Below are 16367 nucleotides of genomic sequence, written 5' to 3' on the forward strand. Positions count from 1 at the left end.
TTTTATTTATTATGAAAGTGAGTGCTTTTATGAGTATTATTCGTTCTCTTAACCACTTATTCAATAGCTATCTTTCATGGATAGTACTATTGATGGCAGTGTTAGCGTATTTATTACCAACTGTATTTTCTTGGATGACGCCGTACATTGCGTACATGCTACAATTTGTAATGTTTGCCATGGGGTTAACATTAACAGCACAAGTTTTCCTTGATGTATTTAAGCAACCGATGAAGGTTATCCTCGTATCTGTTATCCAATTCTTATGGATGCCATTGGCAGGTTTCTTGGTGGCTCTTATCTTTAATTTCCCTCCAGAAATTGGTATCGGCTTCATCTTGTTAGGTGCTTGCCCTGGTGGTACAGCTTCTAATGTTATGACATTCCTTGCGAATGGTAATGTTCCTTTATCTGTATCTGCAACGACTGTTTCTACATTATTGGCTCCAATTTTAACACCTTTATTTGTTGTACTCTATGCAGGTGCTACATCTTCCATTGAAATTCAATTCATGCCGATGTTTATTTCTATCGTAAAAATCGTATTGGTACCAATTATCTTAGGTATCGTATTGAATTACTTCATCGGTTCCAAAATCGAACCTGTTAAATCTGTATGTCCTACAATTGCGGCTATTGCAGTATTGTTAATCTTGGCTGCTGTAACTGCAGTAAACCAAAAACAAATTGCTGAAACTGGTTTCATCATCTTCGTAGCATGCTTGGTACAAAATGTGAGTGGTTACGTAGTAACTTACTTCATTTGTAAGGCACTTAGCATCGATATTTCATCTCGTCGTGCCATGCAAATTGAAGTGGCAATGCAAAACTCTGCATTATCCGTATCTTTAGCACTTAAACATTTTACTCCTCAAGCGGCAGTAGCAGGTGCAGTGTTCTCCATCATTCATAACTTTACAGGATCTATCTTTGCAGGTATTTGCCGCAAACATGATGATCAAGAAAAATTGGAAAATGCTTAATAGCTAATTCCTCATCCTCATCTTTCAAATTTATATCCGAAATATGCATGTTTAATAGGCTAATTCGATATATTGAGAGATGAGGATTTTCTTGTTCTCATTGACATTCTATAGGATAATTGATACAATATTTCTATATCTGAATATAGATTTAATAGTAAAAGCTGAGACTGAAAGAAGTACTCTACAACTAACTTTTTAGCGAGAACCGATGGTGGGAGGGTTCAAGGATAGGTGGACGAAATGCATTCACGAGCTGACATTCCGATTATAGGTAGGTTTGTCCGGTGACGCGCCGTTATGCGATGAGTGGGTACTACATTGGTACCTAACAGAGTGGAACCGCGGACCATCGTCTCTGTATGAGATGAGGGGTCTTTTTTATTTTATGAAGATGGAGGCATCGGTAACGATGAGAGAAATTACAGTTTATAATACTATGACGCGCCAAAAAGAGGTGTTTAACCCTGTAACACCAGGTGAAGCAAAGATGTACGTATGTGGTGTTACACCATATAACCATCCTCACATTGGCAATGCACGTCCATTTGTAACTTGGGACGTAATTCGTCGCTATATGAAACATGTAGGCTATAAAGTAACATATGTACAAAACTTTACTGATGTGGATGACAAAATCATCAATACATCCAATGGTGAAGGCGTATCTTGGGATACTATTGCAAATCGTTATATCGACAGCTATTTCGAAGTAATGGATGCCCTTGGTGTACAACGTGCTGATATTTATCCACGTGTTTCTACACATATCGAAGATATTATTGCTATGATCTCTACATTGATTGAAAAAGGCTATGCCTATGAACTCGATGGCGATGTATATTATAGCGTTGATAAATTTGAACATTATGGTGAGTTATCTGGTCGTACATTAGATGATATGGAAGCCGGTGCTCGTATCGAAGTTGATGGTCGTAAGAAAAATCCTATGGACTTTGCATTATGGAAATCTGCAAAACCAGGCGAACCATATTGGGAAAGCCCTTGGGGGAATGGCCGTCCAGGTTGGCATATTGAATGTTCTGCCATGAGCCAAAAGTACTTAGGTACAGAATTTGACTTCCATGGTGGTGGTAGTGATTTGATCTTCCCACATCATGAAAATGAAATTGCTCAATCTGAAGGCTGCTCTGGTCAACATCCATCTGTACGCTATTGGTTACACAATGGTTTCATCACTATTAATTCTGAAAAAATGTCTAAATCCTTGAATAACTTCTTCTTGGTAAAAGATATTTTAGAACAATATAGTCCAGATGCATTGCGCTACTTCTTGTTGAGCACACATTATCGCAGTCCATTAGATTTCTCTGATGAACGTTTAGAAGAAGCAAATAAATCCTTAGAACGTTTAAGCACTGCTATTGAAAATCTATTGTACCTTGAAAAATGTGAACCAGGTCCTTGTGATGAGGCTCAACATTTATTAGCAAAAGCTAAAGAGTATGAAGAAGAATTCGAAGCAGCAATGAGTGATGATTTCAATACTGCTTTAGCTACATCTAGCATGTTTGGTCTTGCTAAAGAAATCAACATCTATTACCAAGCTGTGACAGGCCGTGAAGGCGTTGTTTGCCAAGAAGCAATTTCTGAGGTTAAACGTATCTTCAAGTTCATGACAGAGGTTATTGGTATTCTTGAAAAAGCATGGGAAGGCAACACAGGTGCCAATGCTGCTGAATATGAAGAATTAATGCAGGTTATCTTGTCTGTACGTCAAGCGTGTCGTGATCAAAAACAATGGGCACTAGCTGATTGTATCCGCGATCGTTTGGCTGAAATCGGTATTACTATTGAGGATTCTCCTCAAGGTGCACGGTGGAAAAAACGTGAAGTTTAAACAATTTCAATTCTTAAAGAATGAAGCGATAAAAAAGTTGACGGCTCTTGAACAAGAGCCGCTTCGTTTGCGTAAAAGAACTATAGAGGAATGCCTTAGTACAGATGCAGTTATGCTTGCCTATATTGGTGATGCCGTATACTCCATGTATGTCCGTGAACGAGTGGTACAAATGAATATAACGAAGGTGCAAGTGTTGCACACAATTGTTACTGAGTTTATTTGTGCTAAGTCACAAGCGAAGGTATTGCTAGAAATAGAGGATACTTTTACAGAACAAGAACAAGCCATTGCACGCCGTGCTAGAAATAGTAATGTAAATGTACCGAAAAGCAGTTCAGTTCAAGAATATCGTAGTAGTACTGCCTTTGAAGCAGTACTGGGATTTCTTTATGAAACGCGTCAAGATGAGCGATTACAAGATGTTATGAAGCAAGCCTTTTCAATAACTCTACGAGGTATGTAGTATGGATAATTATATTGTAGGTCGCAATGCAGTTAAAGAGGCCCTTAGAAGCGGCCGCTCTATTCAACGCATTATGGTCAGTGAAGATAAGGTTAAAACTGGTCTAGCTGATATTGTTGGTCTTGCTAAATCTCAAGGTATTGAAGTACGTCCAACACCTATTAAACAAATGAATAAATATGATTTAGAGGTACCACATCAAGGTGTTATAGCTCTTGTTTCTGCCGTTCAATTTAAAGAATTAGGTGAAGTGCTACAAGAGACGAATCATGAAGTACCTTTGCTTATTTTGACAGATGGCGTTGAGGATCCTCATAACATGGGGGCTATCATTCGTACGGCTGAATGTGTGGGGGCTACGGCTGTTCTCATTCCTAAGCGACATAATGCCCCTATTAATGCGACAGTTGCTAAAACATCAGCCGGTGCTATTGAACAAATTCCACTAGTGCAGGTTGGAAATGTAGCTCAAACCATCAAACAACTTCAAAAACAAGGCTTTTGGGTTATGGGCGCTCATATGGAAGGGGATCGCACTTTATATGAGGCGGATATGACAATCCCTACTGTTATCGTCATTGGTAACGAAGGAAAGGGCATTAGCCGCGTTGTGAAAGAGGCATGTGATTTCCTCGTTACCATTCCTATGTATGGAAATTTAAATTCTTTGAATGCATCTGTGGCTGCTGCTGTTCTTATGTATGAAGCTGTGCGTCAGCGCCAAGCGAAATAATTATGCTAAAAGATATTTTAATTGTAGATGGATATAATGTGATATTCGCCTGGACTCATCTAAAGAAACTCGCTCATGAATCATTAGAACATGCCCGTATGGAGCTTCGAGATAGATTGTTGAACTACGGAAAATTCAAGGGTTATGAAGTTATCCTTGTGTTTGATGGTAAATATACAAAATCTGGTGGTTCTGTAGAGGCTATTACGAGCGGCTTCCTCGAAGTGTATACTGAGGATGGGGAAACGGCAGATTCCTTTATTGAGCGAGAGGTGTTTTTACGAAAAGGCAAATACACCAATGTATATGTTGTGACCTCTGATGGAGCTGAACAAAATCAAATTCTTGGATCTGGAGGCTTACGAATTCCAGCTCGAGAATTACAAAATATGATTCGTATGGCTAAGGAAGAGGAACGACTACAATACGCTCATGAACATAGACGAGATCAATTTAGCTTGCGACGTAATGAAGTAGGAGGGTTATTATCTCCTGAAGTAGCTGAAAAGCTAGAGAAATTACGGCGCGGCCATTGATAGTTGAAAATCACATATAGTTCCAGTATAATGAATATATTGGTTTTTCTGCTCAATTGTAAGGAGGAGCATATGAACACAATTCATACACGCAAGCCCGATTACAATTTCAAAGAAATGACCGATGAGCAAGTTGTGGTCATAGCTCAAGAAGAGCAAAATGAGTTTGCAATCGATTATATTGTTAATAAATATAAAAACTTTGTTCGTGCAAAGGCGCGTTCTTACTTTTTAGTAGGCGCAGATCGTGAAGACATCATTCAAGAAGGGATGATTGGTCTTTATAAGGCTACGCGGGATTTTAAACATGATAAATTAGCGTCCTTTAGAGCTTTTGCGGAGCTTTGTATAACTAGACAGATTATTACGGCTATTAAGTCGGCGACTAGACAAAAACATGCGCCTTTAAATTCCTATGTATCTTTAAATAAGCCAGTTTATACAGAGGAATCAGAGCGTACATTGATCGAGATGCTATCTTCAGCAAAGGTTACCAATCCTGAGGACCTTATTATCAGCCAAGAGGAATTGGATGATATTGAGCGCAATATTGGTCATATTTTAAGTGAACTCGAGTGGGAGGTCTTGGAAGGATATCTAGACGGACGTTCTTACCAAGAAATGGCTGAGGTCACTGATCGCAGTGTCAAATCTATAGACAATGCGTTACAAAGGGTTAAACGTAAATTAGAGAAGTATTTAGAACATCGGGTTTTGGACTCTCCAAGAGCCACACAGGAAGGATGACAGTCGTGACAAATTTTTTAATGATTGTAGAAGTTATCGTATCTATCTTATTAATCGTAGTAGTTGTTGCACAGAATAGTAAAAACGCAGGCATGGGCGGTGCTGTATCTGGTGCGGCAGACTCTTCTTTTGGTGGTAAGCAACGCGGTTTAGACGCTTTCTTATCTAAATGTACGATTATATTGGGGATTATCTTTGCTGTGTTGAGCTTAGTGTTAGGGGCAATGATTAATCAATTCTAATGATGAAAGCCTGCTTTGCAGGCTTTTTCTTTTTACCAAATGAGGAGGTGAAAATTTGAAGAAGAAAGTATTAGACTTTTATAAATCTATACAACCACATGCATATCATATTGAAGATGCTGCTATGGATAACCACATCCGTGGTGGTAAAGATCTTGAGATGTTTATTCGTTCTGCAAAAATGCTTGCTCGAGAAGGGGTATTAACATCTTCGAGACCTGATGTATATCAATATGCAGAGCAACAACATGAAGAATATGAAGGTATTTATAAGGGCTATCGTAAGTCTTTTGGCTTTGTTATTATGCCTGAAGATGAAGATATATATGTAGCAGAACAAAATAAAGGTACTGCCATGCATAATGACAAGGTTCGCGTTCGCGTCATACCTTCTAATTATACAAAGCATAAACGAGAAGGTATTATCGTTGATGTTATTGAACGAGCTAATGAAACCGTAGTGGGTACTTATGACCGACAACAACACTTTGGCTTTGTTATCCCTGATGATGAGCGAATTGGGACTGATATCTTTGTAGATTTAAAAAATACATTAGATGCTCGTAGTGGCGCAAAGGTATTAGTGAAAATTACTAAATGGCCTGAAGGCGATAAAAAGCCAGAAGGTATTATTACTGAAATTCTTGGTTATAAGGGCGATGTAGGTCTTGATATTAACTGCATCATGGCTAATCATAAGATTCCATTTAATTTCCCCGATGATGTTATCAAAGCGAGCAAGAAAATTGATACCTTTATTCATGATGACCCTGCCCGTTGGGATCTTCGTGACTTACAAATGGTCACTATCGATGGGGAAGATGCAAAAGATTTAGACGATGCTGTGAGTGGCCGAAAATTACCAAATGGTAATTATGAGTTAGGTGTACATATTGCAGATGTGAGTCATTATGTAGTATCCGGACAGGCCATTGATAATGAGGCCTATAAACGCGGTACATCTGTGTATTTAGTAGATCGTGTAGTACCAATGTTACCTGAGGTCCTATCTAACGGCATTTGTAGTTTAAATGCTCATGAAGACCGTTATGCTATGACGTGTATGATGGAAATAGATAAAGATGGTAAGGTTGTAAATTATCGTATTCGTCCATCTATTATCCATGTAGGACGTCGTTGTAGCTATAAAGAGGTCTATAAGGCCTTAGAGGAAAATATTATTCCTCATGACTTACAAGACTTTATGCCTATGCTGCATGATTTGGCAGAAATCTCTAAGATCTTGAATCGAATGCGTCGTCGTAGAGGTGCTTTAGATTTTGATTTCCCTGAATATAAAGTATTACTCGATCATGATGGTACACCGTTACGCATTGTAAAACGAGATCGTACCATGGCAGAACGACTTATCGAAGAATGTATGCTCATTGCCAATGAAACAGTTGCGACACACTTAAAGAATACGCATCGTACATCGGTATATCGTATTCACGAGAACCCAAGTGAAGAAAAGTTAGATTTATTCCAAAAGGTATTAAATTATTTGGGGCAAAATCTCGTCCTTAGTGCTGATGGTGTAACACCAAGAGATTTCCAAAAAATCTTAGATGTAGTAAAGGGCCAAGATATTGAGCAAGTAGCTCAAATTATGACCTTGCGTTCTATGCAACAGGCTAAATATAGTATTAACAATGTGGGACACTTTGGCTTAGCATCTACATGTTATACGCATTTTACATCTCCTATTAGACGATATCCAGACTTAATGGTTCATCGCCTTTTAAAAGCTGATATGCATTGGAAAAATGGTTATTCTAAACGGGATGTAGAGGAAGCATTCTTAGCTGGAGCTGTTGAACATTCTTCTATACAGGAGCAAGTAGCTACTGAGGCTGAACGAGATACAGTAGATCTTAAAAAGACACAATATATGGTTCCATTTGTAGGAGAAGTCTTTGAAGGATCTATTTCTAGCATTACATCCTTTGGGATGTTCGTAGAATTAGAAAACGGTATCGATGGCCTTGTGCATATGAGCATGATGAATGATGATTACTATTTCTTTGATGAAGAACATTTTGTGCTTGTAGGCAAAAGAACAGGTAAAACCTATCACTTAGGTGAAAAGGTAACTGTTACCTTAGTAAAAGCCGATGTAGAAAAGAAACAGATCGACTTTGTACTTGGTGAAGTCAATAACCTAATGGCTATACAAGAACAATTGCGAAGTGGTTCTGACTATGCAACTAGTCACGATGGCTATGGTAATCGTAAAGGTCGTAAATCTTCAAGAAAATCCAGTAAAAAATCTTCACGACGTGATAGTAATAAATCTAGTCATTCTAGGTACGATGCTTTCAGTAAAAAAACTAGTAAAGGCAAATCAAGTCGTAAGAAGTCTAATAAAACGACTAAGCGCAGTCAATCTAAGAAATCTAAAAGTAAACGTAAACGATAGAGGTATATATGGCAAAACAATCTAGTCCATCTCTTATTGCTGATAATCGTAAGGCCCGTCATGATTTTAATATTCATGAAACCTATGAAGCAGGCATTGCGTTGACAGGTACAGAAATTAAATCCATACGTCAAGGCAAATTGAACCTAAAGGATAGCTTTTGTCGCATTGATAAAGGCGAGCTTTTGTTGTATGGTGTTCATATCAGCCCATACGAACAAGGTAATCGTTTTAATCATGAACCTGAACGAACTCGCAAATTATTGATGCATAAATCTGAAATCAATAAATTGCATGCTCAAGTTAAAGAAAAGGGGTTCTCTTTAGTGCCGCTCAATTTCCATTTTAGCCATGGTTATGTAAAGGTAACTGTAGGCCTTGTAACTGGTAAAAAGTTATATGATAAGCGTCAAGATATGGCAGAGCGCGATGCTAAGCGAGATATTGCTAAGAGACTTAAAGAACAACAAAAATATTAAAATAAAAAGATCGAGTCAGGTTGGCTCGATTTTTTTGTGATATTTGTTAACTTATCTTGTGTTTTTAGTTGATAAATATGTATATTGAAATTATAATGTAAACAAAGAGTGGTGTTTGTGGTTGACATTTTCTAAGTAGAGGAGAAACATCATGAATCAGAATATTCGGTACATTACAGAGGTTGCTATTTTAACGGCCATGATTACTGTATTAGGTGCTATTAAAATACCTAATGTCATTCCAGGTATAGAGTTTCAACTGTCAGCTCCATTGGCGGTAGCCATATGTGCCGTATTCGGATTTAAGAAATATATTATTAGCGGATGTCTATCTAGTTTAATCGGTTTAGCACTAGGTACACAAACTATTTTGAATGTTATGATTGCTATGCAATTTAGACTTATCGTAGGGTTAATCCTTTGGATGTGCCATAATCATATGATCGGTATTATGATTTCAGGCCCAATTGCATCCGCCTTAGCACGGCTAACATTGTCTATTTATATTGGTAAGGCCGCATTACCTATGGTTGCCTTAGCAGTGCCTGGCATGATTTTTACAGTCATTATGGCTCCTGTATTTGTAAAAGTATTCCGTAAAATTCACAGTCAAGCACATCAAAATCATGTAATAAAAGGCAAGGTATCATAATGAGTGAATTATATAGTGTACGCATGCGTGCAGCACAAGGTGGTCCCCATGAAAAAGGGGGCCACCATATTTCTGGTGCAGAGCGGATTGTGAAGTTAGAAGAAGTAGGGACTATAGCTCAATCGTTAGCTGATCGCGCACTGCATCACAGTAAAGGAACAGCTGATTTTATCAATATTACTGTAGATTTAATCCCACCGGAGAAGATTACATATATTGACTGTCTAAAGGTAGAGGAACATAAAACTGGTAGTATTTCTGAATCCCATCAATTGGCGACTGACCTTTTACAAGGTCCTCATATTAGTGAGGCAGCTGTTCTTAAAGCTATATCTTTGTTAAAAAGTTTAGATAAATCTATGCGCGGCGCTATGTTAGTGGATGCCATTACTGGCGAACGCTTAGATACAGGTGACCGCGGAGTACGTGTTAGTCATATGGACTCCTTTGACTCTTATGCATTAGGCGATAATGAACATATGAGAGAGGCCTTAGTATTAGCCTCTAAGGTGCAATCTGCTGATGGTGTTGTGGGAGAATTGTGCTGGTCTGATGATCCAGATTATACAGTAGGCTATGTAGCTTGTAATGGCGTATACCATCGACTTCCTAATATGAAAGAATTAGGATCTGATATTGGGGGACGGGTTTTCTTTGTACGGTCTGATATGGATAGTGAAAGTGTAATTACATATTTGGAGAGTGCTCCAGTACTTGTTCAACGGAGATAAAATGTACGAATATTTTAAAGAACAATTAGATGCTAAGGTACAGAATCATAATTTACGAACCTTAAAAGAATACTGCCCTATTGATGCAGTGCGAGTAAAACGCGATGATAAAGAATATTTGATGATGGCTTCAAATAATTATTTGGGCTTAACTTTTGATCCTCGTGTAATAGAAGGGGCCCTGAAAGGGACTCAACAATATGGAACTGGATCTGGTGGATCGCGCCTTGTATCTGGTACGTTTCCATTATTTACAGATCTAGAAAACGAATTAGCAAAATTTAAGAATACTGAAAAAGCCCTTGTATTTAATACGGGTTATATGGCCAATGTAGGAACTATTTCTGCCGTAGCTGATAAGAATACTATTATTTTTAGCGATGCTTTAAATCACGCTAGTATTATTGATGGTTGTAGATTGAGTAGAGGTTCTGTAAAGGCTTATAGTCATTGTGATGTAGATGAACTAAAGTATTTATTAAAGCAAGTAGATCGTAATGCACGAAAGCTAATTGTCACAGATGGCGTATTTAGTATGGATGGGGATATTGCACCGCTTGATAAACTATATGAATTAAGCCGTGACTATAATGCATTGCTCATGGTAGACGATGCTCATGCAACAGGAACAATTGGTAATGGTCATGGTACGGCTGCTTATTTTAATTTAGAGAAAGAGATAGATATTCAACTCGGTACATTGAGTAAATCCTTAGGATCTGTTGGTGGTTATATAGCTGCAAATAGCACTATCATAGATTATCTCGTTAATACGAGTCGTAGCTTTATATTCTCCACCGCATTGTCTCCTGCTGATATAGGGGCTGCCTTAGCTGCATTACATATTCTTGAGACAGATGCATCTGTTTTAGGGCGTTTACATGAAAATGTAAACTATATGGCAGATCAATTAACTTCTATGGGAATTGATGCGACCAATGAAACGCCAATTTTCCCAATATTAATAGGGCGTAATGAAGATACACTTGCAGTATCTGATTATCTATATGAGGCTGGCATTATAGGCACCGCTATTCGTCCGCCTACAGTACCTATTGGTGAAAGCAGAATTCGATTGACCGTTACAGCTGCTCATAATAAAAAACAAATAGATTTTGTGTGCCAATCACTACATAATGCGATGAAACAATTAAATTTATGATAGTACATAATATACCAGATAAGGGCCGTATTAAAAAATCCGAATTTGATTGCTTAAGTAGTCGATATTAGATAAGTTAAGTAGTCTAAGAATAGTGAATATATCTGAACTGTGAAGGTCTCATATAATTGACAGTAATACTAAATAGGCTTATAATTATGAGACCGACGCACGGGGATGTAAAGGTTTCGACAGGGGTGCGTGTGGTATAGATAGCGAGTCGGCGTTCCATGAGGCCGTTAAACGGTGGGAAAACATTTAAACGCAGAAGAAAATTTTGCATTAGCTGCATAAGCTACGTCCCTCATACTTGTGCCTACCAAGTGTGAATGGACGTCAAACCGTAGGCTGGCTTAATTCAGTTGTTCATATGAATTAGGCGAGACAATATGAACTGGGGTTGTGTAGCTTGTCTGTGAGCGGTAGCAACCTGAGACTTAAATCATAGACTGTGCTCGGAGAAGTCTATATGGCAACACTTCTGGACAGGGGTTCGACTCCCCTCATCTCCACCAATATTCAAGCTAAAGCTAGAAGAAGCGTAAATACTGAACAAATGCAGTAGTTACCTAATCTTCTAGCTTTTTTTAGTGTTCCTATATGTTTGCTAAAATACGTATTTATTCGCTTGAAATTTCCCCTTTATTTCCCCTTGATTTCCCCACGAAGCACAGAGATTTAATTAGAAAATGTGTACACAAAGAATCTAAAATGTCAATAATTTTTATCGTTTTGATTGTATGCAATGAATATGAATTTAATTAGATTTTATCTATGTGCTATAAAGGTGGAGGAGTATCGAAAAAATTGACTTTGTCTATAGAATCCTGTAAAATATATAAAGATATTTATGTAATTATGACACATAAATGATTAGTTTCGTGTAAAGGAGTACAGATAATGAAGTTCCGTTATTCCCGTATGTTAGCGGCTCTCGTTGTATCCGCTGTAATGGTTGCTGGTTGTGGGAGCAATCAACAGCAAGCAGGCGACGTGAGTGTCAATGCATACAAAATTACTGCCAGTGATGCACAGGTAAATCAAACCTATGCTGGTACTGTAGTTGCAGAAAACTCTGTAGCTGTACATGCTCGTGTATCAGGTTATGTAGTTGAAAAATATGTTAAAGGTGGAGAACAAGTTGTAGCTGGTCAACCATTATATCGTATTGATTCTCGTCAATACGAAGCTAGTCTTGCTAATGCAGAAGCACAAGCGGCTCAGGCTAATGCGACTTATAAAAATGCTGAAGTAGATCTTAACCGTTATGAAACCTTAGCTCAACAAGATGCTATTGCGCAACAACGCGTAGATACGCAACGCAGTACTGCAGAACAAGCTAAGGCTGCTTATGAGGCTTATCAAGCATCCGTAAAAATTGCTCAAGACAATTTGGGTGATACAATTGTATATGCTCCATATTCTGGTACATTACGTATGGATGATATCGATCTAGGGACATTTGTTCAAGCTGGCTCCACTACTTTGGTTACGATTGACTCCATTGATCCTATCTTTGTTGAATTTAGTATGACTGAACAAGAATATCTTGACTTCATGAAAAATCCAACTGGTGATGATTCCAATGGTCCAAATATTCAGTTAAAGCTTGCTGATGGTGAAACATATAATCAACCAGGCTCTATTGTTCAAGCTGCAAAAAGCCTTGACCAGTCTACAGGTAAGCTCGTGTTAAAAGCGTCCTTCCCAAATCCTGATCATTTGTTATTGCCAAATATGTTTGCCACAGTAATCTCACCTGGTCAAAAACTTAAAAATGCTATCCTTGTTCCTAGTCGCGCTATTCTTCAAATTATGGATAAAAACTTTATCTTTGTTGTAAATGCTGATGGTGTAGTAGAACAAAAAAGTGTTGAAGTTGGCGGTACAAGTGGTAGCGATACAATTATCAAAGCTGGTTTAGCACCTGGAGACACAATCATCGTTGATGGTTTGACTAAGGTTAAAAACGGTGCGAAAGTTAATGCTAAATTGCTTTCCAAAGAACAATTAAAAGCTACAAAATAGAAGGGGGCTAGATCGTGTCGAAATTCTTTATTAATCGACCTATCTTTGCCATCGTAATAGCCATTGTTATTACTTTGGTAGGTCTCATTTCTATGATGAACCTCCCGGTAGCTCGATATCCTCAAATTTCTCCACCTACAGTTCGTGTAAATACTGCCTATACTGGTGCAACGGCTCAAGTTGTAAATGATACCGTGGCTAGTGTTATTGAAACACAAATCGTAGGCGTACAAGATATGGACTATATGACATCTAGTAGCTCTAGTAACGGTAGCTACTCTTTGACTGTTCAGTTCAATCAAGGTACAGATGCCGATATGGATACGGTTAATACTCAAAACCGTGTTCAAGCAGCACTTGCACAGTTGCCTGCAGAGGTACAAGCAGTTGGTGTTACAACTACTAAATCCTCTGGTGATATGGCCTTGATTTTCTCTTTGAACTCCCCAAACGGTACATATGACTCCACATTCTTAAAAAACTATGGTACTAACTATATGATGGATGCCATCAAAGCTATTAAGGGTGTCGGTTCTGTACAAGAGTTCGGCTCTGACTATGCTATGCGCATTTGGTTAGATCCAGCGAAGATGCAAAATCTTGGTGTTACCATTTCTGAAGTAACAGCAGCTATTAAGGGGCAAAACTTACAGGCTGCGGCAGGTACAGTTGGTCAAAATCCTACTAATGGGGAGCAAGCATTCCAATATCCTATCAAAATTGAAGGTCGTCTTGTGACGCCTGAACAATTTGGCAATATTGCTATTAAAAGTTCTAATGGTAAGGTATTGCATCTAAAAGATGTTGCTCGCATTCAAATTGGCGCTAAAGGATATGACTTTATTGCTAAGTCCGCTCATAAAGAGGTTGCAGGTTTTGCTATTTCTTTACAAAATGATGCGAATGCATTAGAAACTATTGCGAATGTTAAGAAGGTACTAGATGAACAATCTAAATCTTTCCCACCAGATATGCAATATAATGTGGTTGTAGATAATACTAAATTCGTAAGTGCATCTATCAATGAGGTAGAGCATACCTTTGTAGAAGCATTGTTACTCGTTCTAATCGTAGTATATGTGTTCCTACAATCCTGGAGATCTACGATTATTCCTATGATTGCTGTTCCAGTATCCTTGCTAGGTACATTTGGTGCTTTCGTATTGCTTGGTTTTTCCATCAATACGTTAACATTATTCGCTATGGTATTGGCTATTGGCCTTGTTGTTGACGATGCTATCGTTGTAGTAGAGGCGGTAGAGTATGAATTAAAATATAATGGCTTACCTCCGAAAGAGGCGGCTATTAAAGCGATGGAAAATGTACAAGGCCCTGTAATTGGTATTGCTTTCGTATTAGTCGCAGTATTCGTACCAGTTGCCTTTATGGGCGGTATGACAGGTATCTTATACAAACAATTTGCATTAACAATCGCTGTGTCTGTTGTTATCTCTGCAATTGTAGCTCTTGTGTTAACACCAGCGTTATGTGCTACGATGTTGAAACCTCATACGCCTAAAGAGCGTGAAGATTGGGTGCATCGTCAGTTAAATAAATTCAATGCAGCTCTAGAACGTTTCAGCAATTGGTATGGTATTCAATTGGCTCGTTTAAGCCATCGTTTGAGCTTAACTGTTATTGCTCTTTTAATTTTCGCAGGTGGTACTGGTTTGGTATTTCACTTCTTACCAACATCCTTTGTACCTGCAGAGGATAGCGGTTATTATATGATTGCCGTTAATGAGCCACCTGGTGCTACATCAGAACGTACTATGGCTACACTTGAAAAAATCGCATCTTTCTTGGAAGGTAAAAATGATCCTGAAAAGCCTAAGGATGAACAATTATTCCAATCTGTGTTTACTGTAGCAGGCTTTGACCTCTTAGGGAACGGTCAAAAATCTAGTGCTGGTGTAATCTTTGCTACTATGTCTGACTGGAAGTATCGTACAACTCAAGCAACATCTATTAATGCAATGGTTGGTCAAACCTTTGGCTTTGCTGCTCAAGGCGTACCAGAAGCAACTGTAGTTGCTTTGAATCCACCATCTATTCCAGGTTTAGGTGCTACTGGTGGTTTCAGCATGTACCTTATTAACAAAGCTGGTGACAGCCCACAAGTTATGGCGGAACGTGCTAATGAATTCTTAGCAGAAGCTCGTAAGAGTCCAGCAATTCAATCTATTTACACTACATTTGAAACATCTACACCATCCTTACAATTTGATGTGAATCGTGAAAAAGCGGCTCAAGATGGTGTGGCATTAGCTGATATCTTTACTACATTGCAAGGTTTCTATGGTAGTATTCAAGTTAATGACTTCACTACATATGGTAAAAACTATAAAGTAGTAGTTCAAGCTGAAGACGCTTATCGTCAAAATGCAGAACAGCTTAATATGCTAGCTGTTCGTAATAGCAAGGGACTTATGGTTCCAGTATCTAACTATATTACGAAGGAACAAACAGGTACACCATCTAGTATCACTCGTTTTGATAATGCGATGGCTGTACAAATCGGTGGTTCTCAAGCGAATGGTTATTCCTCTGGTGACGCGATTAATGCATTGAAAGAGGCGGCAGCTAAAACATTACCAGCTGGTTATACTTATGACTGGGCAGGTCAATCTCGTGAAGAGTTGAAAGCTGGTTCTCAAACCATCATGATTCTTGGTCTAGGTCTAGTATTTGTATTCTTAATCTTGGCCGCCTTGTATGAATCTTGGAAGGTTCCATTTGCCGTATTGTTCTCCGTACCATCTGGTATGATTGGTGCTTCTTTAGTTCCATTCTTGTTGAACTTTACAGGTAGATATTCCTTAGCTAACGATATTTATATGCAGATTGGTCTTTTAACCTTAGTAGGTTTGGCCGCAAAAAATGCGATTTTGATCATTGAGTACGCTAAGATTCGTGTTGACGAACGTGGCATGAACGTTGTTGATGCTGCTATTGAAGCTGCAAAAATTCGTTTGCGTCCAATCTTGATGACATCCTTTGCGTTCATCCTTGGTGTATTGCCATTGGCAGTATCTACCGGTGCTGGTTCTGGTGCTCGTACATCCATGGGTATTACTGTAGTAGCAGGGATGACAACAGCAACATTGTTTGGTATCTTTATCATTCCAATGCTGTTCATCATCATTGAAACACTTGGACCTGGTTTGTTTACAAACCGCAAAAAAAATCACGACTAATCATTTATATTAGATAATTTTGTAGAATGACAAAAACACGTCACTACTTAGTAGTGGCGTGTTTTTTTATATAATTTATGATATAATAATAGAGTTAAAAATCGGATTGACGTAAGTCGATATTAAGTATG

General features: G+C 38.4%; 14 protein-coding genes, 1 other RNA gene and 1 other annotated feature. All 15 genes read left to right on the forward strand.

The window, feature by feature from the left end:
• Positions 1–29: 29 nt before the first annotated feature.
• The 15 genes from MOQ65_RS01870 to MOQ65_RS01940 all read left to right on the forward strand — a co-directional run bounded on the left by MOQ65_RS01870 (position 30) and on the right by MOQ65_RS01940 (position 16236).
• On the forward strand, positions 30–983 hold the full coding sequence (locus MOQ65_RS01870) for a bile acid:sodium symporter family protein (protein ID WP_257846481.1): 954 nt from the start codon (positions 30–32) through the stop codon (positions 981–983).
• Positions 984–1140: 157 nt separating this feature from the next.
• Positions 1141–1346, forward strand: a binding site (T-box leader).
• Positions 1347–1395: 49 nt separating this feature from the next.
• Complete coding sequence (gene cysS, locus MOQ65_RS01875) at positions 1396–2844, forward strand: cysteine--tRNA ligase (protein ID WP_257846482.1); 1449 nt, start codon at positions 1396–1398, stop codon at positions 2842–2844.
• Positions 2834–3310 (forward strand): Mini-ribonuclease 3, encoded by a 477-nt coding sequence (locus MOQ65_RS01880; RefSeq protein ID WP_156718952.1) that lies wholly within the window; start codon positions 2834–2836, stop codon positions 3308–3310. Before cysS ends, MOQ65_RS01880 begins: the two co-directional genes overlap by 11 nt.
• 1 nt (position 3311) lies before the next feature.
• On the forward strand, positions 3312–4043 hold the full coding sequence (gene rlmB, locus MOQ65_RS01885) for a 23S rRNA (guanosine(2251)-2'-O)-methyltransferase RlmB (protein WP_009351349.1): 732 nt from the start codon (positions 3312–3314) through the stop codon (positions 4041–4043).
• Positions 4044–4045: 2 nt separating this feature from the next.
• Positions 4046–4579, forward strand: coding sequence for an NYN domain-containing protein (locus tag MOQ65_RS01890; protein WP_156718951.1), 534 nt, complete (start codon positions 4046–4048; stop codon positions 4577–4579).
• A gap of 72 nt (positions 4580–4651) precedes the next feature.
• Positions 4652–5326 (forward strand): RNA polymerase sporulation sigma factor SigH, encoded by a 675-nt coding sequence (sigH, locus tag MOQ65_RS01895; protein WP_004696966.1) that lies wholly within the window; start codon positions 4652–4654, stop codon positions 5324–5326.
• A 5-nt stretch (positions 5327–5331) separates the two neighbouring features.
• Positions 5332–5568, forward strand: a complete 237-nt coding sequence (gene secG, locus MOQ65_RS01900; protein WP_004695991.1) for a preprotein translocase subunit SecG — start codon at positions 5332–5334, stop codon at positions 5566–5568.
• Between the two features lie 55 nt (positions 5569–5623).
• On the forward strand, positions 5624–7987 hold the full coding sequence (gene rnr, locus MOQ65_RS01905; RefSeq protein WP_257846483.1) for a ribonuclease R: 2364 nt from the start codon (positions 5624–5626) through the stop codon (positions 7985–7987).
• 8 nt (positions 7988–7995) lie between these two features.
• On the forward strand, positions 7996–8466 hold the full coding sequence (gene smpB, locus MOQ65_RS01910) for an SsrA-binding protein SmpB (RefSeq protein ID WP_004697155.1): 471 nt from the start codon (positions 7996–7998) through the stop codon (positions 8464–8466).
• Between the two features lie 151 nt (positions 8467–8617).
• Positions 8618–9118, forward strand: a complete 501-nt coding sequence (locus MOQ65_RS01915) for a hypothetical protein (RefSeq protein WP_060924289.1) — start codon at positions 8618–8620, stop codon at positions 9116–9118.
• A complete protein-coding gene (locus MOQ65_RS01920; protein ID WP_257846484.1) occupies positions 9118–9849 on the forward strand; it encodes a 6-carboxyhexanoate--CoA ligase in 732 nt (243 codons plus the stop codon). The genes MOQ65_RS01915 and MOQ65_RS01920 overlap by 1 nt, the downstream gene beginning before the upstream one ends.
• Before the next feature lies 1 nt (position 9850).
• Entirely contained in the window at positions 9851–11011 is a 1161-nt protein-coding gene (gene bioF / locus MOQ65_RS01925) for an 8-amino-7-oxononanoate synthase (protein WP_257846485.1), read from the forward strand.
• A gap of 173 nt (positions 11012–11184) precedes the next feature.
• Positions 11185–11526, forward strand: a transfer-messenger RNA (tmRNA) gene (gene ssrA, locus MOQ65_RS01930).
• A gap of 385 nt (positions 11527–11911) precedes the next feature.
• A complete protein-coding gene (locus MOQ65_RS01935; RefSeq protein WP_172703358.1) occupies positions 11912–13039 on the forward strand; it encodes an efflux RND transporter periplasmic adaptor subunit in 1128 nt (375 codons plus the stop codon).
• A gap of 14 nt (positions 13040–13053) precedes the next feature.
• Positions 13054–16236 (forward strand): efflux RND transporter permease subunit, encoded by a 3183-nt coding sequence (locus MOQ65_RS01940; RefSeq protein WP_156718944.1) that lies wholly within the window; start codon positions 13054–13056, stop codon positions 16234–16236.
• Positions 16237–16367 lie beyond the last annotated feature (131 nt).

Source organism: Veillonella faecalis (genome assembly GCF_024677885.1).
GTDB lineage: Bacteria > Bacillota > Negativicutes > Veillonellales > Veillonellaceae > Veillonella > Veillonella nakazawae.